At 55.2% G+C, this 26,920-nt stretch carries 26 protein-coding genes; 14 read left to right on the forward strand and 12 right to left on the reverse strand.

Translation table 11 applies throughout. The annotated features are described in order from the left end of the window. Positions 1-5: 5 nt before the first annotated feature. Genes murA through OO731_RS01645 form a run of 4 tightly spaced genes read left to right on the forward strand, consistent with a single transcriptional unit; the run spans position 6 to position 4,206 of the window. A complete protein-coding gene (gene murA / locus OO731_RS01630) occupies positions 6-1,319 on the forward strand; it encodes a UDP-N-acetylglucosamine 1-carboxyvinyltransferase (RefSeq protein ID WP_138315337.1) in 1,314 nt (437 codons plus the stop codon). A gap of 33 nt (positions 1,320-1,352) precedes the next feature. Beyond that, positions 1,353-2,108, forward strand: coding sequence for a lysophospholipid acyltransferase family protein (locus OO731_RS01635; protein WP_264890400.1), 756 nt, complete (start codon positions 1,353-1,355; stop codon positions 2,106-2,108). Positions 2,109-2,128: 20 nt separating this feature from the next. Next, positions 2,129-3,115, forward strand: coding sequence for an NAD(P)H-dependent glycerol-3-phosphate dehydrogenase (locus OO731_RS01640; protein WP_264890653.1), 987 nt, complete (start codon positions 2,129-2,131; stop codon positions 3,113-3,115). 2 nt (positions 3,116-3,117) lie between these two features. Then, the gene (locus OO731_RS01645; protein WP_264890401.1) at positions 3,118-4,206 is read left to right on the forward strand and encodes a D-alanine--D-alanine ligase family protein; all 1,089 of its coding nucleotides are present in this window, start codon (positions 3,118-3,120) and stop codon (positions 4,204-4,206) included. 6 nt (positions 4,207-4,212) lie between these two features. On the opposite strand, the gene OO731_RS01650 is transcribed toward OO731_RS01645, so the two are convergent. Continuing rightward, the gene (locus tag OO731_RS01650; RefSeq protein WP_264890402.1) at positions 4,213-4,674 is read right to left on the reverse strand and encodes a DUF3515 domain-containing protein; all 462 of its coding nucleotides are present in this window, start codon (positions 4,672-4,674) and stop codon (positions 4,213-4,215) included. A 23-nt stretch (positions 4,675-4,697) separates the two neighbouring features. Here OO731_RS01650 and OO731_RS01655 point away from each other — a divergent pair, with 23 nt between their 5' ends. Then, positions 4,698-5,675, forward strand: coding sequence for a thiamine-phosphate kinase (locus OO731_RS01655; RefSeq protein WP_264890403.1), 978 nt, complete (start codon positions 4,698-4,700; stop codon positions 5,673-5,675). Here OO731_RS01655 and dapD read toward each other — a convergent pair. Then, complete coding sequence (gene dapD, locus OO731_RS01660; RefSeq protein ID WP_264890404.1) at positions 5,672-6,625, reverse strand: 2,3,4,5-tetrahydropyridine-2,6-dicarboxylate N-succinyltransferase; 954 nt, start codon at positions 6,623-6,625, stop codon at positions 5,672-5,674. The two genes, OO731_RS01655 and dapD, sit on opposite strands and share 4 nt — an antisense overlap. 30 nt (positions 6,626-6,655) lie before the next feature. Between dapD and dapE the strand changes: the two genes are divergently transcribed. Together dapE and OO731_RS01670 are read left to right on the forward strand one after the other, a co-directional pair. Continuing rightward, positions 6,656-7,738 carry a succinyl-diaminopimelate desuccinylase gene (dapE, locus tag OO731_RS01665; protein ID WP_264890405.1) on the forward strand — a complete coding sequence of 361 codons (1,083 nt, stop codon included), beginning with the start codon at positions 6,656-6,658 and terminating at the stop codon, positions 7,736-7,738. A 43-nt stretch (positions 7,739-7,781) separates the two neighbouring features. Further along, on the forward strand, positions 7,782-7,955 hold the full coding sequence (locus OO731_RS01670) for a DUF3117 domain-containing protein (RefSeq protein WP_138275093.1): 174 nt from the start codon (positions 7,782-7,784) through the stop codon (positions 7,953-7,955). Positions 7,956-8,011: 56 nt separating this feature from the next. On the opposite strand, the gene OO731_RS01675 is transcribed toward OO731_RS01670, so the two are convergent. Further along, complete coding sequence (locus OO731_RS01675) at positions 8,012-8,644, reverse strand: O-methyltransferase (protein WP_264890406.1); 633 nt, start codon at positions 8,642-8,644, stop codon at positions 8,012-8,014. A 71-nt stretch (positions 8,645-8,715) separates the two neighbouring features. Between OO731_RS01675 and OO731_RS01680 the strand changes: the two genes are divergently transcribed. Next, positions 8,716-9,066, forward strand: coding sequence for a Sec-independent protein translocase TatB (locus tag OO731_RS01680; protein ID WP_264890407.1), 351 nt, complete (start codon positions 8,716-8,718; stop codon positions 9,064-9,066). A 2-nt stretch (positions 9,067-9,068) separates the two neighbouring features. Here OO731_RS01680 and OO731_RS01685 read toward each other — a convergent pair whose 3' ends face one another. From OO731_RS01685 to OO731_RS01700, 4 genes are read right to left on the reverse strand one after another with little or no spacing between them, the layout of a single operon-like run. Beyond that, positions 9,069-10,592, reverse strand: a complete 1,524-nt coding sequence (locus OO731_RS01685) for a succinic semialdehyde dehydrogenase (RefSeq protein ID WP_264890408.1) — start codon at positions 10,590-10,592, stop codon at positions 9,069-9,071. Further along, positions 10,589-11,683: an Mrp/NBP35 family ATP-binding protein gene (locus OO731_RS01690; protein ID WP_264890409.1), complete on the reverse strand. Its 1,095-nt coding sequence runs from the start codon at positions 11,681-11,683 to the stop codon at positions 10,589-10,591. The genes OO731_RS01685 and OO731_RS01690 overlap by 4 nt, the downstream gene beginning before the upstream one ends. Beyond that, a complete protein-coding gene (locus OO731_RS01695; RefSeq protein WP_264890410.1) occupies positions 11,664-12,152 on the reverse strand; it encodes a DUF1003 domain-containing protein in 489 nt (162 codons plus the stop codon). The genes OO731_RS01690 and OO731_RS01695 overlap by 20 nt, the downstream gene beginning before the upstream one ends. Further along, on the reverse strand, positions 12,145-13,395 hold the full coding sequence (locus tag OO731_RS01700; protein WP_138275099.1) for a CBS domain-containing protein: 1,251 nt from the start codon (positions 13,393-13,395) through the stop codon (positions 12,145-12,147). Before OO731_RS01700 ends, OO731_RS01695 begins: the two co-directional genes overlap by 8 nt. A 45-nt stretch (positions 13,396-13,440) precedes the next feature. Here OO731_RS01700 and OO731_RS01705 point away from each other — a divergent pair, with 45 nt between their 5' ends. Further along, complete coding sequence (locus tag OO731_RS01705) at positions 13,441-13,932, forward strand: general stress protein (RefSeq protein ID WP_264890411.1); 492 nt, start codon at positions 13,441-13,443, stop codon at positions 13,930-13,932. Between the two features lie 23 nt (positions 13,933-13,955). Here the strand turns inward: OO731_RS01705 and OO731_RS01710 are convergent, their stop codons facing one another. Continuing rightward, positions 13,956-15,326 (reverse strand): aminopeptidase P family protein, encoded by a 1,371-nt coding sequence (locus OO731_RS01710; protein WP_264890412.1) that lies wholly within the window; start codon positions 15,324-15,326, stop codon positions 13,956-13,958. Between the two features lie 17 nt (positions 15,327-15,343). Between OO731_RS01710 and OO731_RS01715 the strand changes: the two genes are divergently transcribed. Beyond that, complete coding sequence (locus OO731_RS01715; RefSeq protein WP_264890413.1) at positions 15,344-16,228, forward strand: PHP domain-containing protein; 885 nt, start codon at positions 15,344-15,346, stop codon at positions 16,226-16,228. 180 nt (positions 16,229-16,408) lie between these two features. Next, entirely contained in the window at positions 16,409-16,624 is a 216-nt protein-coding gene (locus OO731_RS01720) for a DUF4287 domain-containing protein (protein WP_264890414.1), read from the forward strand. Here the strand turns inward: OO731_RS01720 and OO731_RS01725 are convergent. Beyond that, complete coding sequence (locus OO731_RS01725) at positions 16,617-18,071, reverse strand: DEAD/DEAH box helicase (RefSeq protein WP_264890415.1); 1,455 nt, start codon at positions 18,069-18,071, stop codon at positions 16,617-16,619. The genes OO731_RS01720 and OO731_RS01725 overlap by 8 nt on opposite strands. Positions 18,072-18,146: 75 nt before the next feature. Here OO731_RS01725 and OO731_RS01730 point away from each other — a divergent pair, with 75 nt between their 5' ends. After that, complete coding sequence (locus OO731_RS01730; protein ID WP_264890416.1) at positions 18,147-18,920, forward strand: ferritin-like domain-containing protein; 774 nt, start codon at positions 18,147-18,149, stop codon at positions 18,918-18,920. A gap of 41 nt (positions 18,921-18,961) precedes the next feature. Here the strand turns inward: OO731_RS01730 and OO731_RS01735 are convergent, their stop codons facing one another. Together OO731_RS01735 and OO731_RS01740 are read right to left on the reverse strand one after the other, a co-directional pair. Next, positions 18,962-19,231, reverse strand: coding sequence for a hypothetical protein (locus OO731_RS01735; RefSeq protein ID WP_264890417.1), 270 nt, complete (start codon positions 19,229-19,231; stop codon positions 18,962-18,964). Then, a complete protein-coding gene (locus OO731_RS01740) occupies positions 19,231-19,455 on the reverse strand; it encodes a DUF3107 domain-containing protein (RefSeq protein ID WP_138275106.1) in 225 nt (74 codons plus the stop codon). Before OO731_RS01740 ends, OO731_RS01735 begins: the two co-directional genes overlap by 1 nt. 107 nt (positions 19,456-19,562) lie before the next feature. On the opposite strand from OO731_RS01740, the gene OO731_RS01745 reads away from it, so the two are divergent. Continuing rightward, on the forward strand, positions 19,563-22,634 hold the full coding sequence (locus tag OO731_RS01745) for an ATP-dependent DNA helicase (protein WP_264890418.1): 3,072 nt from the start codon (positions 19,563-19,565) through the stop codon (positions 22,632-22,634). After that, positions 22,627-25,782, forward strand: coding sequence for an ATP-dependent DNA helicase (locus tag OO731_RS01750; protein WP_264890419.1), 3,156 nt, complete (start codon positions 22,627-22,629; stop codon positions 25,780-25,782). Before OO731_RS01745 ends, OO731_RS01750 begins: the two co-directional genes overlap by 8 nt. On the opposite strand, the gene OO731_RS01755 is transcribed toward OO731_RS01750, so the two are convergent. Beyond that, positions 25,779-26,915 carry a phosphotransferase gene (locus OO731_RS01755; protein WP_264890420.1) on the reverse strand — a complete coding sequence of 379 codons (1,137 nt, stop codon included), beginning with the start codon at positions 26,913-26,915 and terminating at the stop codon, positions 25,779-25,781. The two genes, OO731_RS01750 and OO731_RS01755, sit on opposite strands and share 4 nt — an antisense overlap. Between the last annotated feature and the right edge of the window lie 5 nt (positions 26,916-26,920).

The raw sequence follows: 26,920 nt of genomic DNA on the forward strand, positions 1-26,920 counted from the left end.
GACCGATGAGTCAGATCACCGTTACCGGTGGCAAGCCACTAATCGGCCGGGTTGACCTCAAGGGTGCCAAAAACCTAGTTACCAAGGCAATGGTTGCCGCTCTGCTGGGCGAGACCCCAAGCGTGCTCAAAGACGTTCCATTCATCAGTGACGTCGACATTGTTTCGAGACTCCTTCAGCTACACGGAGTGGCGATTAGCCACTCTGAAGACGGCGTTATGAGCCTGGATCCAAGCAATGTTGCCTCGGCACGCATGGTTGACATCGACGCACATGCTGGATCTTCTCGAATTCCAATCCTCTTCTGTGGCCCGTTGCTGCACCGTTTGGGTGAGGCATTCATCCCGGGCCTCGGCGGCTGCCACATCGGTGATCGCCCAATCGACTACCACTTTGAAGTGCTTAGAAACTTCGGAGCTGTTATCGAAGAACTCGAGAACGGCACCCGGTTATCGGCTCCTCGTGGGTTGAAGGGTGCAAAAATTAGCCTGCCTTACCCATCGGTGGGTGCAACCGAGCAGGTATTGCTCACCGCAACCCGTGCCGAGGGCCTTACCGAACTTTCTGGCGCAGCGATTGAGCCTGAGATCATGGACCTCATCGCAATCCTGCAGAAGATGGGCGCCATCATCTCGGTAGACACCGATCGCGTGATTCGCATCGAGGGCGTCAAGGAACTAAAGGGTTACACCCACCGCGCTCTGTTTGACCGCAACGAAGCTGCCTCGTGGGCTTGTGCCGCGTTGGCCACCAAGGGAGATATTTTTGTTGGCGGAGCCCGTCAGCAAGAAATGACCACCTTCTTGAACGTATTCCGCAAGGTTGGCGGCGCCTTTGAAATTGAAGACGAGGGCATCCGCTTCTACCACCCGGGTGGCGACCTCAAGCCGGTAGTTCTTGAAACTGACGTGCACCCTGGATTTATGACTGACTGGCAGCAGCCACTGGTTGTAGCTCTTACTCAGGCCAAGGGTTTGTCAATCATCCATGAGACGGTTTACGAGAACCGCTTTGGCTTTACAGACGCACTGGTTCAGATGGGTGCGCAGATTCAGATTTACCGTGAGTGCTTGGGCGGTACAGCTTGCCGATTTGGACAGCGAAACTTCAACCACTCTGCGGTTATTTCTGGCCCAACCGAGTTGCACGCAGCTGACATCCGGGTGCCTGACCTGCGTGGCGGTTTTAGCCACATGGTTGCGGCGTTGGCGGCCAAGGGCACCTCAAACGTGACCAACGTGCAGCTTATTTCTCGAGGATACGAACACTTCTTGCAGAAGTTGACTGACCTCGGCGCCGACTTCAGCTACAGCGAATAACCGACCATGGCAAAGTCCAAAAAAGCACTTCCAATGCCGAAGATCACATCTCCGGAACTCAATGCGGTGCTCGCAATCGTGGCAGCCATACTCATTCCGATCGTGCGTGCCATGTTTCGGATTCGCCCGACCGGCCAAGAAAAATTGCCGAAGCAGGGGCCGTACATCTTGGTTGCCAATCACGTCACCAACGTTGATGCTCTAGCGGTTGCCTATTTTGTCTATCGCGTACTCAAGCGGGCGCCGCACTTTTTGGCCAAAGAGGGGCTCTTTCGAGTTCCGGTTGTCGGCTCAATCCTTCGGGCAGCTGGGCAGATTCCTGTTTACCGTTCGGGCCAACGCAACGATGCACCGATGCGCGCTGCCAACGCCTTTCTAGAGGCCGGCCACACCATCGCGATCTTCCCAGAGGGCACCCTGACCCGCGAGCCAAACCTTTGGCCAATGCGCGGTAAGTCAGGTGCCATCCGTCTGGCTATTGAAACCAATGTGCCGGTTTACCCAATGGCCCACTGGGGTAGTGAGCAGATTCTGCCGCAGTACGGTAGCAAATTTAGACCGGGATTCTGGAAACCGGTTGACATCATCGTTGGCGATGAAATCAATCTGGATAAGTATCGTAAAAAGCAACTGACACCGGCCGAACTGCATGAGGCTACCGATTTGGTGATGCGCGAAATCACACTATTGGTCGAGAAACTCCGCAAAGAATCAGCCCCTGCTGAGCGTTGGGACCCAGTGAAGGCTGGGCAAACTGTTGCCGGAAACTTCAAGAAAGAGAGCAAGTAGCCGTGACCAAGATTGCTGTTATGGGTGCGGGTAGCTGGGGAACCACCTTTGCCAAAGTTCTTGCCGATAATCCTGAAAATCAGGTCACCCTTTGGGCTCGTCGCGAAGACGTGGTTGAAGAGATCAACGAAGATCACCGCAACGGCGATTACCTGCCGGGCATCCACCTTCCGGCTCACCTAAAAGCTTCGAGTGATGTCGCCGCAGTTCTAGAGGGTGCTGAGCAGGTCTATCTATCAATTCCTTCGCAGACCCTGCGTTCCAACCTTGAATCATGGGGGCCGCTGCTGCCGCCGAAGGCTATCCTGGTCAGCTTGATGAAGGGCGTCGAGAAAGACACCGGTCTGCGCATGAGTGAGGTTATTGCCGAGGTCACTGGTTTTGACAAGGAACAAATTGCAGTGGTCTCTGGACCAAACCTTTCCCTAGAAATTGCCGCTGAGCAGCCAACCGCATCTGTGGCCTCGAGCATCAGCCAAGAGACTTCTCAGGCTGTAGCAAAATCGGCTACCAACGAGTACTTCACAACTTTCACCAACTCAGATGTGATTGGCACCGAGTTTGGCGGAATCCTCAAGAACCTAATTGCCGTTGCCATTGGAATCGTCAACGGTGTTGGCTACGGAGAAAACACCAAGGCCTCAATCATGACCCGCGGACTGGCCGAGCTGACCCGTTTTTCGGTGGCTTACGGTGCCGAGCCAAACACTATGGTCGGCCTGGCTGGTTTGGGTGACCTGATTGCAACATCTGAGTCGCCACTGTCACGCAACCACAAGGCCGGTGAGATGCTGGGCAAGGGCTACACCCTCAAAGAGGTGCAAAAGCGCATGTCTCAGACGGCAGAGGGCCTGGCTTCGGTTGCTCCAATTCTTCAGCTGGCCAAAGCCAAAGGTGTATCGATGCCGATTGTGGAGCAGGTTCAGTTGGTGTTACAGGGCAAGCTGGCGCCAAAGGACATTGCGCCCCACCTAACTAATGGCACCCTCGGCCCGGTCGGAGAGTAACTGTGGCCAAACTCAACGTGGTTCTGCTTTTTGGCGGAAAATCAAGCGAACACTCAATTTCCTGTGCAACAGCGGCCGGTGTTTTAGGCGCGATTGATCGCAGCAAGTATCACGTTATTCCGGTGGGCATTACCCGCCAGGGTGTTTTTGTGCCTGCCGAAGACAATGCTGAGCGTTGGGCGTTGCGCAAGGGTGAGCTTGCCGTGGTTCAGGATGAAGGCGCTCGAGTTGAATTTGCCATGGATGGAAGTCGTCAGATTTACCGCATTGGCATCGACGGCAGTCGGTCCTCGCTCGGCGCGGTAGACATCGTTTTTCCGGTCCTGCACGGTCCTTTCGGTGAAGACGGAACGATCCAGGGCTTCCTTGAGCTAGCGGGAATTCCATACGTTGGCAATGGCGTTTTGGCTTCGGCTGCCGGAATGGACAAAGAGTTCACCAAGGCAATTTTTCAAGATGCCAAGATTCCGGTTACCCCGCACGTTGTGATTCGCGAAGCCAACTGGATGCGCGACCCAGAGACATCTCTCGAGGCGGTCCGAAACCTTGGCCTCCCGGTTTTTGTCAAGCCTGCGCGTGCCGGTTCATCGGTGGGTGTTTCAAAGGTCAAGAACTGGGATGACTTTGCCACAGCGGTGGCCTTGGCTCTCGAGCACGACAACAAATTGGTGGTCGAGCACGGATTGGTTGGCCGCGAGGTTGAATGCGCTGTGCTTTCTGGTCGCGATGGCGCTCGACCTCGGGTTTCAGTTGCCGGTGAGATTGTCGTCACCGGTCGCGATTTCTACGATTTCGATGCCAAATACCAGGATGAAGATTCCGTCGACCTAATCATTCCGGCAGCCATGACCGAGGACCAGTTAACCGAAATGCAGAGCATTGCTCGGCGTGCGTTTGAGGCACTGGGTTGCCAGGGTCTGGGTCGAGTCGACTTCTTCTTGACCGCCGACGGTTTTTTCGTGAATGAAATCAACACCATGCCTGGGTTTACGCCGCTATCAATGTTTCCGTCACTGTGGCAGGCGTCAGGCATTGCCTATGCAGATTTGATCGACGAACTCATCAACCTGGGCCTAACTGCCAAGCACTAACTCTGGTTATTCAGCGGTGGTGCAGGTTTTTGATGCCTCGATGTTTTGCACCGCAGGGCCAAGCGCCTCGAGAGCCGTAATTCCAGAGATGGCATTTGAATCCACGATGATTTCGGTTGCCGGGGTCCGCGCAAAACTGATGAATCTATAAGACGGTTTTTCTGACTCATCCACTAGCCAGTCCACTCCACCAGCGGTTACGCAAGGTAGGTCGCTGACCAACACTGGTTCCAATCCGCAGCGCAGCAACACAGATGCCGGGTCGCCCCAAGCTGCTGTGGCCTGGGCATTGGTCGGGCGCTCGGATTGATCTCCGACCAACTCGGGCAGACGAACAATTACCTCAGCGCAGTTAGGGTCATTGGCTAGCGGTGCCGGGTCTAGTGTCACCGTGGTGGCGCAGCCGGTTAGGCCAATCGTGGCCAAAAGCAGTGCGCCCACAGTTGCCTGAGCTTTCAAAATCTTCATCTCCAACAGGCTACCTTTGTTATGTGAATACTGCAGAAACCATCGGCTCGCTCGGCGAGAACGAAAGCCTCAAGCGCACCATATCGCGCCTCAACGCATCGCAGCATGCCTTGGTTGGGCCCGGCGATGATTCGGCCGTAATCAGTGCCCCGGATGGGCGATTTGTGGTTACCACCGACACCATGATCGAAGGCCATGACTTTAGGTTGGATTGGTCCACAGGGTATGACCTTGGCTGGAAGGCTGTGGCAAGCAACATTGCTGATGTGGCAGCCATGGGTGCCGTTCCAACCGCCTTGGTAGTTGCCGTCAGCGCACCGGCGCGAACCGAGATTCACTGGCTCGAGTCATTTGCCGACGGCCTGCGTGACGCCTGCGAGCGCCTTGCTCCGGGCTGTGGGGTTGTCGGCGGAGACCTAGCTGCGAGTGAGCAGATAATGATTTCAGTGGCCGCACACGGCTCGCTCGAGGGCCGCGAGCCGGTTTTGCGCTCAGGTGCTCAGGTTGGCGACATTGTTGCTGTAGCGGGCACTCTGGGGCGCGCAGCAGCAGGCTTGGCTCTATTGCAGAGTGCTAACCGTGACGCTATTTCGGCCTACGACGCCTTGGTTGACACGCAGCGCCGCCCGCAACCACCGATTACCTCGGGAGTAGACGCAGCCGTAGCCGGGGCAACTTCGATGCTGGACCTATCCGATGGTTTGGCCAAGGATGCCGCTCGAATCGCAAAGGCATCAGGGGTGACCATTCAAATCGACCGCCTGCAGCTTCAGGGTTTTGAGGCCGTGCTTGAAGAAGCAGCCCGTGCCATCGAAGCGAATGAGTTTGACTGGGTCATCGGCGGGGGAGAGGACCACTCACTGCTGACAACTTTTCCGAGTGATGTGGTAATTCCGCGCGCCTTCAAGCCCATCGGTGTGGTTTTGCCAGTTGGCCACGCACCAGTGATGCTTGGGGCCAACCCAATGCCTGAATACGGCTGGGATTCAGTCCGAGACTAGCCGTGCAGCTGGCTGTTGAGCGTGATGCCAACGCCAGATCTATGTAGTACCTCGACGCGACCGGTAACCGAGTTGCGGCGGAACAGTAGGTTGGCCACACCGGAAAGGTCTGCTGCCTTGGCGGTTCTCTCACCCTCGCCATCGATGATGGTGACCTTGGTTCCAGCAGTTACGTAGAGGCCGGCTTCGACAACTGAGTCGTCACCAATCGAGATACCAACACCGGCGTTTGCGCCGAGCAGCGCACGGGCGCCAATTGCAACGCGCTCTTTACCGCCGCCGGATAGTGTGCCCATGATTGAGGCGCCACCACCAATGTCTGCTCCGTCGCCAACAATAACGCCCTGTGAAATTCGTCCCTCAACCATCGAGGTGCCCAGAGTTCCGGCATTAAAGTTCACAAAACCTTCGTGCATGATGGTGGTGCCCGGGCTTAGGTGTGCACCCAAACGAACCCGTGATGCGTCTGCGATTCGGACTTTCTTCGGAGTCACGTAGTCGACTAGGCGCGGGAATTTGTCGATGGCATAAACGCTGATTCCAGCGCGGGTAAGCGTTGGGCGCAGTTCATCGATGTCATCAATTGATACCGGACCGACATTGGTAAAGGCCACAATCGGCAGGGCCGGAATCAGGCCGTCAAGGTTGATTGAGTTTGGCTTGACCAGCAGGTGTGACAGCAGGTGAAGGCGCAGGTAGGCGTCGGCAGTCGAAGATACCGGCTGGGTTAGATCTACCTCGGTGCGGACCACCTGAGTGGTTACGCGGCGGCGAGCATCTTCACCGGCAAGAGCGTCTAGTTCTTTAGGCGTAACCCAAAGGGCATCATCGGTCGGGGCATCGCCCAGTTGTGGGTTCGGAAACCAAACGTCGAGAACCGTGCCGTCAGTTGCGATGGTGGCCAGGCCGTGGCCCCATGCCTTGGAATCTAGGAAAGCTGCTTGAGTCATAGAGTCAAGGTTACAAGTTAGGCTCGTTCTATGGCGCCTGTAACCCTGAATCTAGAAGCTGACGTAGTAGAACTGACCCGTGAAATTTGCGACATCGAGTCGGTTTCGGGTAACGAGAAAGCTTTGGCTGACGCCATCGAAGCGGCACTGTCTGCCTACCCGCACCTTGAGGTAATTCGCGACGCCGACGCAATTGTGGCCCGCACCAACCTTGGTCGCGATTCGCGTGTGGTTATAGCCGGTCACATCGATACGGTTCCGGTTGCCAATAACCTTCCGGTGCAGTTGTTGTCGATGGAGCGCGAGCAAGTGCTCTATGGCCGCGGCACAGTAGACATGAAGGCCGGGGTTGCCGTTCAGCTAAAACTTGCTGCTACAGTCGCCGAACCAAATGTAGATGTCACTTGGATTTTCTACGACCACGAAGAGGTAGAGGCATCGAAGAACGGTTTGGGTCGTCTGTCTCGAAACCGCCCCGATCTACTTCAGGCCAACTTTGCTGTTTTGTGTGAGCCAACCTCGGCGCAGGTTGAAGGTGGTTGCAACGGCACCATGCGCGTTGATCTAACCTTCCGCGGAGTCAAGGCACACTCGGCGCGCCCTTGGATGGGTAAAAATGCTATTCACGGTGCTGCCCAGGCGCTAACCATTTTGGCCAACTACCAGCCGGCAGAGATTGACGTTGACGGTTTGGTTTATCGCGAAAGCTTGAATGCAGTTTTGATCAGCGGCGGAATTGCCACCAATGTCATTCCAGATGAAACCGTAGTCACGGTTAACTATCGGTTTGCTCCTAGCAAGTCGGGTGCTGAGGCTGAGGCGCATTTGCGTGAGGTATTTGCCGGCTTTGAGTTGGTAGTCACCGATGTTGCCGAGGGTGCCCGCCCAGGTCTTGACCGACCAGAGGCAGCAGCTTTTGTTGCCGCCACCAAGACTGAAGCACGGCCAAAGTACGGTTGGACCGACGTTGCCCGATTCAGCGAACTAGGTGTGCCAGCTGTCAACTATGGCCCGGGCGACCCATCAAAGGCCCATGCCGATGATGAAGCGGTACCGTGCAGTCAGATCTATGCCTGCGAAAGCGGTCTTAGATCTTGGCTCACCGTGGGATAATAGAACTTCGGCCGTAAAAAGCCAGCTATTCAAGGAGTTCTCAATGGCAGCAATGAAGCCACGTACCGGCGACGGTCCAATGGAGGCAGAACGCGAACCTCGCGGACTGATCATCCTTCGAGTTCCACTAGAAGGCGGAGGTCGACTTGTCGTTTCAGTAAACGAAGAAGAGGCCAAGAACCTTCACCAAGTTCTAGCGGGCGTAGTCAAAAACTAAGCTCAATAAAAAAGACCAGTCAAAAGCGACTGGTCTTTTTTTATGCTTGAAATCCTCTAGTGCGCTCGCTTGCTGGCCATGAGCAGGCCATCTCCGCTTGGCGAAAGCGCAGAAACAAAATCGCTGTTGTTCACAAAAAAGCGCAGGACATCCCGGTAAATAGCAGTGGCATCATCGCGCATCGCAGGGTCAGGAACCCGGTCACGCCACAGGGCGTGGGCAATTGCCAATACGCCGCCAGGGCGCAAAAGTCGCGAAGCCTCGTGCAGCTGATCCTCGAGGGTATCGCGGTCGGCATCTAGAAAAACTAAATCGTAGGCTGCGTCGGCCATGTTCGACATCACATCAATTGCCCGTCCGCTGATCACGCGGGTGTGGTTGGCCGGAATACCCGCTTCGGCGAACGCCTTGCGAGCAGCAATCTGGGCCTCAGGGTCGCTGTCGATGGTTGCCAAAACTGCGTTGGGTGCACCGTTCAGAAGCCAAAGCCCCGAGATTCCGGTTCCGGTGCCAGCCTCGACAATAGCCTTTGCGCCAAGGGCTGAGGCAACGAGGGCCAACTGAGAACCGACGGCAGGCGTGATGCATTCAATGCCCATTTCATCCGCACGAATTCGGGCTTCACGAAACACTTCAGGTTCGGTCACGAAGTCTTCTGCAAACTTCCAACTGCTGATTTTGTCTACCATTTGGCTCTCCTTGCTCAAAGCATAAAGGTCGGTTTGCTCTTTGGTCGGTAGCAAGGCGGTAATCTGAAAGGGTGTTCGGTCTAACTGGTGAAAAGCTCCTAATCTTGGGGCTTATCGCCGTATTTGTTTTAGGACCGGATCGGCTGCCAACCTATGCCAAGCAGTTGGCCAACCTGGTAAAAAGTTTGCGCAGAATGGCCGACGGCGCCAAGGACCAGCTATCCGCTGAAATCGGCGAAGAGCTGGACTGGAAGAAGCTGGACCCTCGCCAGTACGACCCGCGAAGAATTATTCGTGAGGCTTTGGTGGAGGACGGCGCACCGGTTGCGAATCCGGCCCAGGTGCTCAACACCGCCAAGGTTCAAAGCCAGCCCCGATTGGTCGCCGGCGAGCAAGCTCCGTTTGACTCTGAGGCCACCTAGGTTTAGCTGAACAGTTTCATGGATTTGACCATGAGTCTCATGAGCGGCGCCATCTTCTCGTAGTCTCTTGCTCGGCTCGGCAACCTAATCAAGCCGCCGGCAACACCGATAACTCGAGTTTCGGTAAATCGCAGCAATCCACCCGGGCCATTTCGGCGCCCATGACCAGAAGCCTTCATGCCACCCATCGGCGACTCCATCGATGCAAAGCTGGCGCGGAAACCCTCGTTGATGTTGACGCTACCGGTGTTGAGTCGGCTAGCCACTCGGGTGGCAAGTTTTACCGGGCCAACGATGGCGGCGTTTAGTCCGTACTGACTGTCGTTTGCTTGATCGATTGCGTCGTCTAGATCGTCGTAGGGTTCGACGGCCAGAACCGGGCCAAACACCTCGCGGCGGTAAAGCTTGGCTGAGGCAGGAACATTATTCAACACCGTTGGGGCATAAAAATACGGCCCAGTGTTTGGCAGTGCATGGCCGCCGGCAACCAATTCGGCTCCGTTGGCTACTGCATCTGATACATAACCTGATACGCGCTGAAGTTGAACGTACCCGCCCAAACTGCCGATGTCGGTCGAAAAATCATCAGACCGGCCAACCTCAAGTGCGTCAATTTGCTTGGTCAGCTCAGTCAAAAATTCCTGATGCATCGATCTCGGAACGTACACTCGCTCGATTGCCACACAGAGCTGGCCAGCTGAGCTGAACGCTCCCGAAACCGCAATTTCGGCCGCCCGCTTAGGCTTGGCGCCCTCGAGCACAATCATCGGGTTCTTGCCGCCCAACTCAAGTGAGTACCCAATTAGTCGCGCTGACGCACGCTGGGCAACTTTCAGGCCAGTTGCGGTTGAGCCGGTAAAGGCCACGTAATCGACGCTATCTACCAATGCGTTTCCGACGGTCTCGCCATCTCCGGTCACGATAGTCCAAGCCTCTTCTGGCCAGCCGGCTTCGATGGCAAGGTGGCGTGCAAAGAGGGCAGTTAGAGCAGTTTGGTTGTCTACCTTCTGGACTACGGCATTGCCCGCAGCCAAGGCCGGCAGCACATCAAGCAGGGTCAGAGCCAGCGGGTAGTTCCAAGGGGTCACAATGCCAACCACACCAACCGGCACCTGGTCAACATAGGTTTTGGTGAGCAGCGGAACACCGGCTCGTGTGCGGCGCCTGGCCAGGGTCTTGACCGAAATCTTGCCGTAGTAGCTGGCCGCGGCAATTGCGCCGACAGTCTCTTCAAAGGCGTGCGCTCGAGATTTTCCGGTCTCCAGCTGGACTAGGTCCATGAGCCTTTCATCGGAACCCAAAAGGATGTCGTGCAGGTTCAGCAGCAGGCGCTGGCGCTGCGGCAGCCCGGTCTTAGCCAGAATCGGTTGGTAGTCTCTGGCCTTTGAGACAGCATCGATTACCTGCTCGGCAGAAAGCTGCTGGAGGTCATAAATCTTTTTTCCGGTTGCCGGGTTGATTACCGGAACGGTTGATTGACCTTGGGGTAGGTGGCTCAGTAAAGAGACAATGCTGGTTTCACTCACAGGCTAACTCTAAGCAGTCTGCCGGCCAGTCCAATCTTGTCTTGGCTAATTTTCACAGCAATTTCACGGATAGCCTTGGCGGCGGGGTCATCGGGGTGATTCTGAACCACCGGCAAACCCGCATCAGAGCCCTCGCGCAGGGCAACGCTGATTGGAATTTGCCCGAGTTGAGGGACTGCTTGACCCGAAAGAGCGCTCAATCTTTCGGCCACAGCCAAACCGCCGCCGTGACCAAAAATTTCAAACTTTGAGCCATCTGGCTGCTCGAGCCAACTCATGTTTTCAATCACACCAAATACCGATTGCCCGGTCTGCAGGCCGACCGATCCAGAACGCTCAGCAACCTCGGCGGCAGCAACCTGAGGGGTGGTTACAACGATGCTCTTGGCGGTTGGCAGCAACTGACCCAGGCTAATTGCAATGTCGCCGGTGCCCGGTGGCAGGTCAACCAGTAGAAAATCTAGATCTCCCCAAAAGACGTCACACAAAAACTGTTCCACAGCGCGGTGCAACATTGGTCCGCGCCAGGCCACCGGCTTATTGTCATCAAGAAACATTCCGATAGAAATTACTTTGACGCCCCACTTGCCGGCTTGAGCCACCGGCGGCAAAATCAGTTCATCTACCCTCGTCGGCTTCTCGGTAATGCCAAGTTGCCCCGGAATCGAGAAGCCAAAAATATCCGCATCGATGAGCCCCACGCGGTGCCCCGCTTCGGCGAGCGCAACCGCCAGGTTGGTGGTTACCGAAGACTTGCCAACGCCACCTTTGCCCGACCCAACCAGATAAACCCGAGTGAGGGTGTCCTTGTCAAACGGATTTGTGCGGGGTGGCTTACCGGCTCGTAATTTTTCTTTTAGTTCGTTGCGCTCGGCCTGCGACATCACGGTCATGGCAACGTCTACGCCAAACTCGGCAACTGCGGCCCGAACATCGGCTTCAATTTTTTGTGCCGCCGGGCAGCCGGCAACGGTCAGTTTTACCGTAACTAGACCGTCGGTCAGGTCAATCATGTTGAGCTCGGTCAGGGGCAACCGAAGTTCTGGGTCAATTACTGTTCCCAGCGCACGCTCAATCGCGCTTGCGCTCATCCAGAATTTCTTTCAGTAGGTCGCGCAACTCATCGCGCACAAAGTCTTTGGTCGCCAGTTCTTCCATCGCCAAACGCAGAGCAACAACCTCGCGGGCAAGGTACTCGGTGTCGGCCAGGTTGCGCTCGGCCCGCTGGCGGTCCTGTTCAAACTGAACGCGGTCGCGGTCATCCTGGCGGTTTTGAGCCAACAGAATTAGCGGTGCGGCGTAAGAGGCCTGCATTGACAAAATTAGGGTCAGCAACGTGAAGTTTGTTGCCCGAGGGTCAAACTGTGATGCTTCTGGCAGCAGGGTGTTCCAAGTGAGCCAAACGGCCACCACGATGGTCATGCCGATAAGAAAAGCACCGGTACCCATAGCGCGCGCAAAAGCTTCTGAAGCGCGACCAAACTGTTCGCGGTCAATTGAGATCTTGGTGACAAACCGCTGACGAGAGCGTAGCGGTGCGTCAAGTGTGTTCTTAGCCACGGCTTCCTCCCTCGTCTTCGGTGCGCCAGTCATCAGGCAATAGGTGGTCCAAAACGTCGTCAACGGTTACAACACCGATAAGGCGTGACTCGTCGTCGACAACCGGTAGGGCTACCAGGTTGTAGTTAGCTAGGGTTCGGTGAATCACCGAGATGTGAGTGTCGGCCTTGACCGGCTCGAGCTCGGTGTCCAAAAGGTTGCCGAGGCGCTCGTGCGGTGGGTAGCGCAGCATGCGCTGAAAGTGAACCACGCCCAGGTAGCGTCCGGTTGCAACCTCGTAAGGTGGGAGGGTTACAAACACCGATGCCGCAAGTGCTGGCGCAACCTCAACTCGACGAATCAGAGCCATGGCCTCGGCCACAGTTGCATCGGCGGCGCAGATGATTGGTTCGGTGGTCATCAAACCACCGGCGGTGAACTCATCAAACTGCATGAGCATACGGATGTCTTCGGCTTCTTCTTCATCCATCAGATCAAGAATTGCCTCGGTGCGTTCTTCTGGCAGGTTTGCCATCAAGTCGGCAGCGTCGTCCGGCTCCATGAGGTCAAGCACCTCAGCGGCACGCTCATCGTCTAGCTCGGCAATGATGTCCAGCTGCTCGTCTTCAGGCAGCTCTTCAAGCACATCGGCAAGGCGTTCGTCATCAAGCTCTTCGGCCACCTCAAGCATGCGCTCGTCAGGTAGGTCAAGCAGGGCCGAGGCCAAGTCGGCTGGGCGTAGTTCAGAATAGGTTGCAATCAGCTGCTGAGCGCTCTGGCCCTCTTCAGTTCGTGCCTCTTCGCTAACCTGCTCCCAGGCGGCAAAAAGCGTTGCGCCACGTGCAAATGGTGATGCCGAAGTCTTTGGGCGGCGCAAAAACAGCTCGGTAACCGCCCATTCTTTTTGCTTGCCCTGCTCAATGGCTAGGTCTTCGATTGACGCCGGACCACTGCCGTCAAGCAGTCGAACCTTGCGGCCCAAAATTTCGGCAATCACGCGGGTTTCTTGGCCGCGCTGAGTGAATCTGCGCAGGTCAATCAAGCCGGTGGTGATTACCTGACCGGCTGAGATAGAAGTAACTCGGGTAATCGGAACAAAAACGCGACGGCGTCCGCTGATCTCGACCAGCATTCCGGTGGCCTTAGGTGAGCCCGATTTACGGTACGCCACAAGAACGTCAATGACCTTACCTACGCGGTCTCCCGCAGGGTCAAAGACGCCACAGCCAGCCAATCTGGCGACGAATACTCTAGTTGCGCTCACTCTTCAACCTTAGACGAGAGGTTGAAGGCGTGCCAGAATGGGATTGTGAACAATAAGCGAACCCCCCGATCCCAGGCCCCGGTAATTCCTCAGGGCGAGGTCATCGGTGAATTCAAGACTTACGCAGAGGCTTCTGACCTTGTAAACCTGCTTATTGAAAAGCAGTTTCCAGGTGGCCAAATTGCCATTGTCGGCAAAGACCTTCGAACCGTTGAGCGTGTTCGTGGCAAGTTGAGCAATGCCCGCGTAGCGCTGGGCGGTGCAACCACCGGATCATGGCTGGGTCTAATCTGGGGACTGATTTTTGGGACCAACCCGGAGGCAGTAACCACACAGGATGCCTTTGCACCGGTTATTTCGGCAGTGTTTATCGGTGCCGGTGTGGGTATGTTGATCAACATCCTGCGCTTTGCGTTTTCTAAAAACAAGCGTTCATTCATCAGCCAATCAACCGTGGTTGCCTCAAAATATCAGGTTCAGGTTCCACGCAACCTTGCTGATCAGGCGGCCACCATCATGGCTTCCAAAACCCTGTAGCAAACCGCAGGTTTTTCTACGCGTTAGCGGGCCAGCTTTTGCAGCCAAGCTTCAACCTCTTCGGCTTGTCTAGGTAAGGTTGCGGTTAGATTTTCGGCACCGTTTTCCGTGATCAGCACGTCGTCTTCAATACGCACCCCGATACCGCGGAACTCTTCCGGTACCAGCAGGTCATCCTGGTGAAAATACAGCCCCGGTTCAATGGTAAAAATCATGCCGGGTTGGATTTCAGCCTCAAGATACATTTCGCGCCTAGCCTGTGCGCAGTCATGCACGTCGAGACCCAGGTGGTGACTGGTGCCATGAACCATCCAGCGGCGGTGAAACTGGTTTTCCGGTAGCAGCGATTCCTCGGCTGACACCGGCAAGAAACCCCACTCAGCTGTTTTCGCAGCAATAACCTCCATGGCTGCTGCGTGAACATCTTTGAATTTGTTTCCTGGCTTGGCCACCGCAAATGCGGCATCGGCGGCCTCTCGAACCGCTTCATAGACCTTGCGTTGAACTTCGGAGTATTTACCTGAGACCGGCAGCGTGCGGGTCACATCGGCTGTGTACAGGCTGTCCACCTCAACGCCGGCATCAATCAGGATTAGGTCGCCGCTGTTTACCGGGCCATCGTTGTTCACCCAGTGGAGCACGCAGGCGTGGGGACCGGCAGCCGCTATGGTTTCGTAGCCGAGGTAGTTGCCCTCAATTCGAGCCTGAGCGTAGAACGCGGTTTCAACGATGCGCTCGCCGCGTGGGTGGGCTGCGGCTGCGCCGAGGTTCTTGGCCACCTCTTCAAATCCTTTGATCGAGGCTGCTACTGCCTTGCGCATCTCTGCGATTTCAAATTCGTCTTTGATTAGTCGGAGCTCAGAAACAAACTGGGCAAGTTCCTGGCTCTTTGAGTGCGCAACAAGATCTAGTTTTGGAACCGACTTTTTGAATTTTGAAAGCTGGTTCAGCGAGGCAGTTTGAAGGCCCAGCTGGGCTGATACCTGAAGCAGTGATGGTCGTTGACCAACCCAGTATTCACCGATGGCAGGGTTTGCGAAAAACTCATCGGTGTTTCGACCAGCGGTTTCACGAAAGTAAAGGGTGCTGATTGCCTCGGCGCCCCGGGCATCAATAACCAACACCGATTCAGGAACCGCTGCCGAACCCCAACCGGTCAGGTGGCTAAAGGCTGAGTGCGGGCGGTATAGGTAATCGGTGTCATTCGAGCGCACCTGGGCGGCACCAGATTCGAAGACCAAGACTTTGCCGGCAAACGCGGCGGCAACAGCTTCACGGCGGCGTGCGGCGTATGGCACCACTTCAGCCGGTTCGGGCATAGATGTTTCGGAGTCAGCCCAGTTTGAACCGATGTACTCTAAGAATTTTTTGCTGTGCGGGGTGCGGCTCCTCATGCCTTTATTCTGGCACTATGGCAATCATTGATCTGCACAGTCACTCAACTCGGTCAGACGGCAAGGAATCTCCTACCGAGGTTTTTGAGCACGCTGCTGCAGCTGGGGTAGACGTACTCGCGCTCACCGATCATGACACCACCAATGGTTGGGCTGAGGCTAGTGAGGCAGCCAGCCGCCTGGGAATGGGATTTGTGCCGGGAATCGAGGTCACCACGCGCGCCTCGGTTAAGGTTGCTGGTCGCAATCGATTCATCAGTGTTCACATGCTGGCCTACTTGCCCGACCCTGATAACAAGGCGCTGAGGCAAGAACTGCTGACCACCGTAAATTCGCGTGAAAACCGGGCTATGTTGATGGTCGACAAACTTGCCGAGGATTACGACATCACGTGGGAACTCGTTCTGGAAATGATTGAGGATGGGGCAACTATTGGTCGCCCGGCAATTGCCGATGCGCTGGTGCACCTTGGTGCCGCAGATGATCGCAGTGCTGCTTTTCGTGGACCACTGGATAGTCGCGGCAAGTACTACGTTCCAACCGACACAGTCGACAGCTTTGACGCTATCCGGCTAATTCTTGAAGCTGGGGGAGTGCCAGTAATTGCGCACCCGCTAACCGACATTTCGCCGAATGCATCGCGCGGCGACTTGCCGCAGGACCACTTTGAAAAACTCATCGATGCCGGACTCGCGGGGTTTGAGGTTTACCACCGCGAAGTGCCGCAAAACGCAAGAGAGTGGCTGCTGTCACTTGCAGTCGAACATGACCTGATTGTCACCGGTTCAAGTGACTACCACGGCGTCCACGGCAAGCCCAATCGGTTGGGTGAGAACACTACATCGCCAGAAATGTTTCAAAGAATTTTGGCAGCCGGCACAGGAAGCAAGGCTGCGCTGTGAGGCTGAAGCTGGCGTCTTTTGTTTTTTCGATACTGGCGATGGCCACTGGCGTAGTTGGCAGCCTGCCGAGTTTGGACCTTGGTTTCAAATTAATACTTCTTGCTGTGTCCGTCTTGGGGCTATTAGTTTCAATGGTTTTGTGGGTTTTGGTTTTTTTAAAATTTCTTGCAAGGAGAAAACATGTCCACTGAAAAAGTAATGGGACCAAAGTCATACTTTCCATCAATTGAGAAAAAGTACGGCAAGCCAATTGAGCATTGGATGAACCTTCTCGAGGCCACCAAAAGCATGAAGCATATGGAAGCCGTGAATTGGTTAAAAGCTGAGCACGAAATTGGTCACGGGCACGCCAACGCACTGGTTGCCGTTTACCGCCAAGAAAACGGGCTTAGTTAGAGGCAGGCGAATCGCCACGGCGCGTACGAGTGCGCTGACGAGGTGGACGCTTGTGCTCGCCCTCGCCGTGCTTCTCAGCACGAGGAGCATCTGACTTTGGTGCGTCACCAGTGGCCTTGTGCGGGCGATCGCCATTTCTGCGGCGATCCTTATCTCCACGGCCAGCGCCATCTTTGTGGTTTCTGCCGGCATGTCCGCCAGCGCGACCACCGTTAGCGCGAGGCTTCTCGTCGTCGCCAGGCTTCCAGCCCTCAGGGCGCTTGGTCTTGGCAATTCTGCCCTTGGTGCCAGGTGCAATCTCAAGATCGGCAAATAGGTGAGCTGAGCTCGAGTAGGTTTCGGTTGGCTCAGGCTGACCAAACTCTAGGGCGGTGTTGATGTGACCCCATCGAGTCAAGTCTTCCCAGTCCACAAAAGTTACGGCAATACCAGTGCGGCCGGCGCGACCAGTGCGACCAACGCGGTGCAGGTAGGCCTTCTCGTCCTCTGGAATTGTGTAGTTGATTACGTGGGTGACGTCGTCAACATCGATACCTCGCGCTGCAACTTCGGTCGCAACCAAAATGTCGCGCTTTCCTGAACGGAATGCTGCCATCGACTTCTCGCGGGCCTCTTGGGTCATGTCGCCGTGCAGGGCGGTGGCGTTGAAGCCGCGGTCCACTAGCTCCTCAGACACCTTCGATGCCTGGCGCTTGGTCTTGGTGAAAATTACGGTTTTTCCGCGACCCTCGGCCTGCAGAATGCGGCCCACCACTTCATCCTTGTCCAGTGCGTGAGCACGGTAGATGAACTGCTTGATGTCAGCCTTGGTCTGGCCTTCATCTGGGTCATTGGTGCGAATGTGGACTGGACGGTTCTGATACTTGCGGGCCATGGTCACGATGGTTCCAGGCATTGTGGCCGAGAACAGCATGGTCTGGCGACCATCTGGTGTGTAGGCGAAAAGCTTTTCAACGTCTGGCAAGAACCCGAGGTCCAACATTTCGTCGGCCTCATCTAGAACCATGAAGCGGATGTTGCCCAGGTCGAGAAGTTTCTGCTTTGAAAGGTCAATCAGTCGCCCCGGAGTGCCGACAATTACCTGAGCGCCGGCGTTGATCTCTGCGACCTGCTCTTCGTAAGCTTTACCACCGTAAATTGCCGCCACCATGGTTGAGCGATTTGCTGAAGCAAGTTTTAGGTCATCGGCAACCTGGATAGCGAGCTCGCGGGTTGGAACTACAACCAAAGCTTTCGCGCCCTTTTCAGGGTCCTTGCCCAAGCTCTGAAGCAGTGGAAGGCCGAAGCCCAAAGTCTTTCCGGTACCCGTCTTGGCCTGGCCAATAACGTCCTGTCCGGTCAGTGCAACCGGGATAGCCTCTTCCTGGATTGGGAATGGGCTGGTGATGCCTCGAGATGCGAGGGCTTCAACGATGTCTTCATCGATGCCTAATTCGGCGAAATTCAATAGTGCTCCTATAGTCGTGTTCAGTCTACTCGCGGTGCTACACCATGTCTCGGGATGATGAGTATCCTTGTCAATGTGTTTGATTGGTTTAAACGAATTCGCACGGGTGCCCGCAAGTTTGCGTTGCCGCCTCGTGAAGAGCGCGCCGCCCGTAATACCGGCGAGGTTAACCTAAAGCCGTACACCCCAGACGCCAAGTCATTTCTTGGTCAGTTGGCTTACCTTCAGTTGAGTCAATTTGAGATTTTGACCAGTGAACTCAAGTACTCGCCAAACACTCAGTACAAGGCAGAGCTTGGTGAGGCTGCCGCAAAAAGTTTTGAAAAGTACCGCTCAATTGCCAAGAAGATTGCTGCCCAGGGTATCGATCCGACCGATGCGATGGACCCATTCGTTGAGCGAATCGAAATGTTCCACTCTCGAACCAACGGACTCGACTGGTACGAAAGCGTCATCAAGGTCTACCTGGTTTCGGGTCTGCTCGATGATTTCTATCGCCGATTGGCGGTAGGTCTTGACCCACTGTTGCGCGCGGATGTTGAGAAGGCTTTGAGTGACAAAAAGTTCGAGCAGTTTGCCAAGCGCGTGCTGCTGGAATCGATGCAAAAAGACCCAACCCTAGGTTCGAGGCTTGCCCTTTGGGGTCGTCGACTTATGGGTGACGTGCTTCTCGAGCTTCGTGCTGCCTTTGACAACCGCAAGCTGGCGGGTGTGTCCAAGTCCAAGAAGCTAACCCTCGAAGAAGAGCGTGCCGTGAATTTGGCCTCGTACTCGAAGCTTGAGCCACTGATTACTGAGTTGATCGGTGCCCACACCGTGCGCATGGATGCGCTTGGGCTAACCGCCTAGTCCCTGAACAATTCAGGCCAAGCGGCAATTAGTTTGAGCTGTTAGCTCCGAGTCTTTGCAATCTGGCGGCCGCCAAAGTACATGGCTGCAGGCATACCCAACATCACGATGATCCAAATCCATGGTTCGTCGTAGTGCATGCCTGACCAAGTCAAAATTGCCCACAGCAAACTGCCCGAGACAATCGCAAGACCGGTTGGAACCAGTGAACCAAAGTTCTCATTGGTGAGGTTTACATACGGGGCAACCAGGCCCAGAATTAGGCCGTAAACCACGATGAAGGCAACGCAGAGCAGGGTAATCGGATCCATTAGGCGATGAACCCAACTCGACGAGTTTCTTCAGCACCAATCTCAACGTAGGCAAGAGATTCGGCTGGAACGACAAACTGACGGCCCTTGTTGTCAGAAAGCTTCAAAACCTTGGCGCCAGACTCTAGACAGGCTGAAACAACTGCCTCTACCTCACTGGCGGTTTGTGCCGATTCAAAGCTGAGCTCGCGCGGGCTATTTTTGATGCCGATTCTGATGTCCATTTAAGGCCTTTCATCTACTTCCATTAGATTACGACACCGATAAGACATGTGAGGTCGTGGACTCACTTTTTACTTGAATGTCAGGCCTGCAGGGTAGTTTTGACCTCGTGAAAATTTCTACCGTTTATGGCTCGCCCGGATCAGGCAAAACCACAGCGGTCGAGGCAGCATTTATGCGCGGCATCGCATCCGGTTTGTCTGCCGACCAGGTTCTGGTGCTGGCCGCCACCCGTGAGTCTGCCAACACACTCCGAGACTCACTAGCACTGAAACTTCAAGGCGCCGTATCTGGCTCGCTCGCAAGAACCGTGAGCTCTTTTGCCTTCGGTGTGATGCACCAGGCAGCCGTGGCTGCTGGGCATAAGTTGCCCGAGCTCATCAGTGGTAGTGAGCAGGACCGCCTGCTGGCGGAAATTATCGAGTCCCACCTGCTCGATCTTCAGTCAACCTCGGCTGGCAATTTTGGCGATTGGCCAAAGCACATCACGCCAACCGTGCTGGCTTTGAATGGCTTCAGAGCCGAGCTACGAGACCTAATCATTATTTGCCTTGAGTATGGGGTTAGCCCAGATTCTCTAGCCGCTATTGGACTTGAGCAAAAGCAACCGGTTTGGCCCGCTGCTGCCAATCTCTATCGGGAATACCTCGCCGCCGTTTCGGGGGTCGGGTTCGAGCATCGGTTCGACCCATCTCAATTGATTCGCTCGGCAGCCGACTGGCTTCAAACCAACCCGTGGCCAAAGGCCCTGCTTGACCTCAGGCTAATTCTGGTAGATGACGCCCAAGAACTAACCCCGGCAGCGGCTCATTTGATTCAGCTCCTAACCCGTTCTGGCGCTGATCTGGCTTTATTCGGTGACCCAGATGCATCCACTTTGGGGTTTAGGTCTGCCGATGCCAGGGCTATGAGCGCTCTAGCTGACGCAGTTGCCGCGGCCAACCAAACCACTGTTGACGTGACCTTTTTGCCGCCAGGCGAGCGCGCCCAGGGAATCGCCAACGTGCTCGGCAAAGTGAGCAATCAAATTGAGACTGCCCGGGCCGGCCGTCAGCGTAAGGGTCTGCTTCGACCAGAGCCCGATGCCTCGGCCGACGGCGTTGAGGGGCAGGTTTTTCTCGATGAGCAATCTGAAATCTCATGGCTGGCACGCCGACTCCGAGAGCTACATCTGTACGACAAGATCCAGTGGTCTCAGATGGCCGTGGTGGCCCGAAGTCAGGGCAACCTTCAGCAACTGGCCTCGGAGCTCTCGTATGAAAACATCCCGGTCCGTTTGGTTTCTCAAAGCCCACTGAGAGATGAGTTTGGTTCGCGAGCATTGCTGCGATTCTGTTGGGTTGTCCTGACTCGTTCACCGATCAGCATCGAACTAGCACTTGAACTGTTCACCTCGCCTTTGTGCGGTTTGGATTCGCTCGGCCTGCGTCGCCTGCGCCGGGCACTTCGTCGCGAGGAGTTAGCTGCCGAAGGGGCTCGAAATAGCGACGAGCTCCTCGTTGCTTTGTTTGATGCGCCTGGTGCACTCGCAGCGCTGAAGGGTCCCGAAATCCGCAGAGTCGCCAGTTTTCTGGAAACTTTTTTTGCGGCTCAGGAGATCACCGAAGACCAATCGGCCAGCATCGAAGACCTCCTCTGGCTGGCTTGGTCGAGGTCTGGCCTAGATAAGTCCTGGCGTGAACTTTCTAGAGGAGTAGGTGAGGTTTCGGCTCAAGCCAACCGAAATCTTGACTCTGTGGTTGAGTTGTTCGCGGCAGCGAATCGGTATGTCGAGCGTCACCCGGGTGCCAAATCATTGGTCTTTGTTGAACAACAGTTAGCACTGGGCCTTCCAGAAGACTCTTTGGCTCTAAATAACGAGCAGGCTGACCGCGTGAGCCTCATGACACCCGCTGCACTCATCGGCAGGACCTTTGATGTGGTTGCACTGCCTCAGTTGATCGAGGGTGTGTGGCCAAATCTAAAGCCGCGCTCTTCTCTCCTCGGTGCCACCGCACTCAGTTCTTTCTTATCGGGCAAGATCGATTCAATTGAACAGGCGCAGCGGTCAGAACTTCCGGACGAGCTGAGGATGCTTTACAAATCCGTGGGTGCTGCCTACCGTCGCCTAATCATTTCAGCCACCGATTCTGAGGACAGGCAGATTTCGCAATTCGTGAGCTTGATGCTCGGCACTATCCCGACACCGATTGCGCACCGCGGTCACCAACTCTCTCTAAGGGGTTTGGTCGGTTCGCTGAGGCGGCAGTTGGCAACAGATCGGCCATTGGCAGATCAGCAAAGTGCGGCAGTTGGGCTTGCTCGGTTGTCCCAGGCTGGAATACCGGGGGCAAATCCGGATAGTTGGTACGGGCTAAAACCAATCTCCACCACTGAGCCACTGATTGACCTCGCCGACCCAGAGGCTCAAGTCTTTGTGCGACCATCGCAACTTGAGAACTACTTAAAGTGCCCACTGCACTGGTTTATCAATGCGCATGGCGGGTCCGATTCAACTTTTTCTGCGAATCTCGGAACGCTACTTCACGAGGCCTTCGAATTGGCTACGGAAGTAACCGATGAAGCCTTGTGGAAGGTAGTTGAGTCCAAGTGGCACAGCCTCAAATTTGAATCTGATTGGCTTGAGCAGGCAGGTCAGCGGCGGGCCAAGGCCATGGTCGCCAACCTCGTTCAGTACGCTCAGCAAGTGCGTGCGCAGGGTGGCCAGGTCGCCGGAGCAGAAATCGATTTCGAGTTTGAGCTTGGTCGGGCAAAAATTCGTGGGCAAGTCGATCGCCTAGAGGTTTACCCTGACGGCAAGGTGTTCGTAGTAGACCTCAAAACCGGTGCCAAGCAGTTCACTGCCGCCGAGGCACAGAGTCACCCTCAGTTGGGGTTGTATCAACTCGCATATCAACATGGGGCCTTTGCTGGCCTGACTGGGTTGGCAGTGGGTTCCCATTTGGCGGGCGCCAAGTTGCTTCTGGTAAACGGAACCAAACCCACCGAGAGGGTTCAAGAAAGCCTGGCGGAAAACCAGGAGTTGCAGAGCAAATTTGAGTCACTTGTAGCTGAGGCAACCGAGGGCATGGCAATGGCAGATAAGTGGTTTGTTGCCGAAGTTGGCTCGCACTGCAGCAACGAAAACGAATTTGGAACCTGCCAAATTCACTTGACCAAGGCGGTGTCATTCGGTGGCTGATTTTAAGTTCTCTGCAAATCAGGTCTACGCGGTAATCCGCCCCTACACGCTCACCCCAGAGCAGGCGGCTGCCGTCGAGGGAGCCAGCGTCAACTCTCCTGCGCTCGTGGTTGCCGGTGCTGGTTCCGGAAAAACCGAGCTCATGGCGGTTCGGGTGCTTTGGTTGGTAGCCAATCGGGTTGTGCGGCCAGAACAGGTGCTAGGGCTTACTTTCACGAGAAAAGCTGCCGCCGAACTCGGTAAAAGAATCTACGAAAGCCTGTTGAAACTGCGCGACACCGATATGTGGCCAGAGGATCTCGAGTACGACTTCATTGCCCCAACAATTTCGACCTACAACGCGTACGCGAATAATTTGTTTCGTGAGAACGCTTTAGCGCTCGGGTATGAATCAGACGCCATACTGCTCACCGAAGCTGCAGCATTCCAACTTGCCCGTGAAGTCATCCTGAAGCACGGGTCCGAAATTGACCTTCGCCTGAGTGATCTCGACGCCAGCCTGAAATCGATTGTGGAATCGGTCTTAGCCCTAGCGCAATCCATGAACGACAACCTCGTCGGCGCAGATCAAATTGAGGCGGTAATCGAAGCCGCAGCCTCCTCGCTAGCCGAACTGCCCCGAAAAGCCGGTTCATCCGACACCACGCCATATTCGTACATGCAGTCTTTGCTCCAGCCAATCATGGGCACCCCGACCATCGCCAAGTTGGCAGAAGCCTATGCTCGCGAGAAGCAGCTCCAGGGTTACGTTGATTACTCCGATCAAGTTGCCTTGGCAGAACGTGCGGTTCGCGAGGTCCCCGGAATCATCGAACTCGAGCAGAGTAAGTTTCAGCAGGTTCTCCTTGATGAGTATCAAGACACCTCCTATCTTCAAACCAGGCTCCTGCAAGGGTTGTTTGCTGGCACATCGGTGTTTGCAGTTGGCGACCCAAACCAATCAATTTATGGCTGGCGTGGGGCCAGTGCCTCCAACCTCAAAAACTTCTACCGAGACTTCAATGCACCGGATGGATCGGCCTGGTTCTCGCTGTCGACTTCCTGGCGCAATCCCCAGCAAGTTTTGAACCTTGCTAACCACCTGATTGGTGAACTCAAGGTCGTTGAACTCACGCCGGCTCCAAGCGCAGGCCTCGGTCAAGTGGAGGTCGATTTTCAGCCAGACCTCAAGGCTGAGGCACAAGCTGTTGCCCGTTGGCTGAAGCAAAATAGCAATCAGGATCAAACCTCAGCGCTGCTGATGCGCAAAAGAAGCCAAATGCACCTGTTTGTTGAAGCGCTGGAAGGTCAGGGGCTTGACGTCGAAGTTGTGGGCCTTGGCGGTCTGCTTCAAATGCCAGAGATCGTCGACCTAGTTTCCGCGCTAAAAGTTATCCATAATCCGCTCGCCGGCACTCAGTTGATCCGTCTGCTGTCTGGGCCCCGATGGAGGCTCGGCGCAAAGGATCTTGAGCGCCTCCACCGTTACGCCACGAGACGTGCGCGACTTGATGATTCTTTGGTTGAGCGCCAGCGGGAGGGTCTAGCGCCGGAGGACGCAGTGTCAATTGTTGACGCTCTTGATCTTCTTCTAAATGAGAGAGAACCGGAGAAAATCGGGTTCTCAGACCTTGGATTACCAAGACTTCTCGACGCCGCTGCGTTACTCAGAAACCTTCGCCGCCAGACTGGGCTCTCCTTACCGGAATACGTGAGAGCAGTTGAGCAGGAGTTGTGGCTTGATATTGAGGTTGCAGCCAACCCTCGCAGGCACAACCCGCTGGCCCACCTAAACGCCTTCTCAAATATTGTTTCGAGCTATTCCGCCAACAACCATCAGCCTCACCTTGGCGGATTCATTGAATGGCTAGATTTTGCCGATCAGCGGGAACGTTTTGAAGTACCCACCAAAAACCCTGAGGCCGGTGTCGTGCAGGTTCTTACCATCCACGCAGCCAAAGGGTTGGAGTGGGACAACGTTGTGGTTGCCAATCTGGTTGAAGGTGACTTTCCAGGAGATGGCAAGGGCTCTTCGGGCTGGCTGGCATTTGGGCAACTTCCGTATCCGTTGCGCGGAGATCGCAACGAGCTTCCGGAGTGGAACTACGCACAAGTTGAAACCCAACCTGATGCCAAAAGTTTGGTTGAGAATTTCAAGGAGTTGATGCGTCAGCACCAGTTGAAAGAAGAACTTCGGCTTATGTACGTTGCCGTAACGAGGCCAAAATCAAGGCTTCTGCTCACCGGCTCATACTGGAAACCCGGAAACAAGAAGGTTCGAGAGCCATCCCGTTTTCTGAAGCAGGTAACCGAGATTTCCGGAACTTCTTTGCCTGAAAATCAGCACCCAGACAATCCCCTTGAAGATCACGCCATGGTTGAGGCCTGGCCGCTTGATCCACTCGGAGAAAGACACCGTTTGGTGCTCGAGCGAGCCGAGAAGCTGACTCGTGAGGCTATCGAGGTAATTGAAAGCAATCAGGCACAGGCAGCTATGCAGGTGCAGAGCGACATCGACCTACTGCTCGGTGAACGTGATGCGGCTCTTGCGAGCGCCGACCGAGTTGAGGTTCCAATCAGAATCCCAGCCTCGAGGTTCAAAGATTACATTCTTGACTTCGACGGTCTGGCTCAGCGACTCAAGCGCCCAATGCCATCCCGCCCCTTTCAGCAAACTCGAAATGGCACCTACTTTCACACCTGGGTAGAGGGGCAATTCAATTTGGCAACGTTGGGCGAATCCGAAACGTCTGTTGATGCAATTGATAGCGACTTTGCCAGCGAGTCGCTCGAAACGCTAAAGGAAAATTTTGCTTCATCGCGTTGGGCAACTCTCACACCGATTGCAATTGAGCAAGAAATTCAATTGACAATGGCCGGCCACACATTTGTTTGCAAGCTTGACGCAGTATTTGCGACAGAATCCGGAGTTGAAATTGTCGACTGGAAAACCGGAAAAGCTCCAAAAGATCAGGCCGATTTAGAAGCCAAAACTCTGCAGCTGGCGCTCTATCGAATCGCGTATTCGAGATTCACCGGTCTGCCGATCGAGCAGATTTCTGTTGGTTTTTACTTTGTGGCAGACAACGTCGAGATTCGTCCAGAAAAGGTGCTTGACGAAGCGGAACTGCTTGAACTTTGGGACCGGGCAACTAGCCAGAAGCCTTAGAAGAGTTCGTTGTCGGTCTTTTCAGGCAGTTCAATCGGCTTAGTGGCGTCGTCAACGTACTCATCTTTCGCCAGGTCGATGACCTCAAGCTCTTCGTCCTCGTCGGCGCTGATTGTTTCGACCTCGATCACTGATTCCGCCTCAAAAACAGGCGCAACCACCGCTTCTTCGTAGGTGATGGTTGTAATGGTCGTGGCTGAAGCAACCAGGCGTCCAACTGCACCGGTGCTCACGTCATCGGCCAAAACAGCCAAGAGGCTGCTGGCGTCATCGATGATTTCTTGGTCATTTTTATTGAGGCCGTGCATCAGCCAGCGAGCAAGTTCAATCTCGCTGTAGAGCGTTGCGCGCTGGCGTAGCCCAGCGTCCACCACCGGGTGGTGTTGGCGGTAAACATCCAGGATGCTGTCGCTGAGTTCGTGAATTCCTGTACCCAAAATCCAAGCAAAATCTTCTGCCGGGTCACTAATTTTTAGCGAGCTCCAGCCAAGAATTCCACTGACGCTTTCATCGAGCGCCAGCACGGTCTCGGTGTTGAGGCCGCCGTGGACCACAGTTGGCTGAAAGCGGAACAAGCTGACATCTTCGAGTGCGTTTTCCCAACGCGATAGCAGCACGGCTGGAATCTTCCCAGTTGAGGCCAGACGGTCAAGCTCAGCGGTGCGGTTGCGAACGATTTCTGCCGCGTCGTATTCGGCTAGGTGAGCTTCTTCAATGAGGTGGCGGTCAAGGTTATGAATCGCTGCAATGGCCTTGCCAATGCTTGTTGAAAGAGCAGTGTCGGCACCGACGGCAGAAATCTCGACCGGGTTTCCATAAACAAAGCTGAACACCAAAACGCGCGACCCGGATTCATCCTTGGTCTCGCCAACCAGATTGGTTACCTCAAAAGGAAGTGCCTGGCGTCCATTCTGGGTTAGGGCCTTGAGTGCGCGGAGTTCTACCTCTAGTTCGGCACCGGCGGCTTGATTGTTAGCCACACGAACCACATAGTGTTCACCGGTTGTTGCTGTTAGCAAAGCCGTATCGAAAGCACCGGTTCCCCCGGCCGAAAGGCTCTTTACCTGGTGAAAGTTAATGTTCGGGACAGCTGCTTTAGCTAGCGCCGCTAAAATCAAGGGAGATTTGGCCATGTGAA

This window comes from Rhodoluna sp. KAS3, from assembly GCF_026000575.1.
Classification (GTDB): domain Bacteria; phylum Actinomycetota; class Actinomycetes; order Actinomycetales; family Microbacteriaceae; genus Rhodoluna.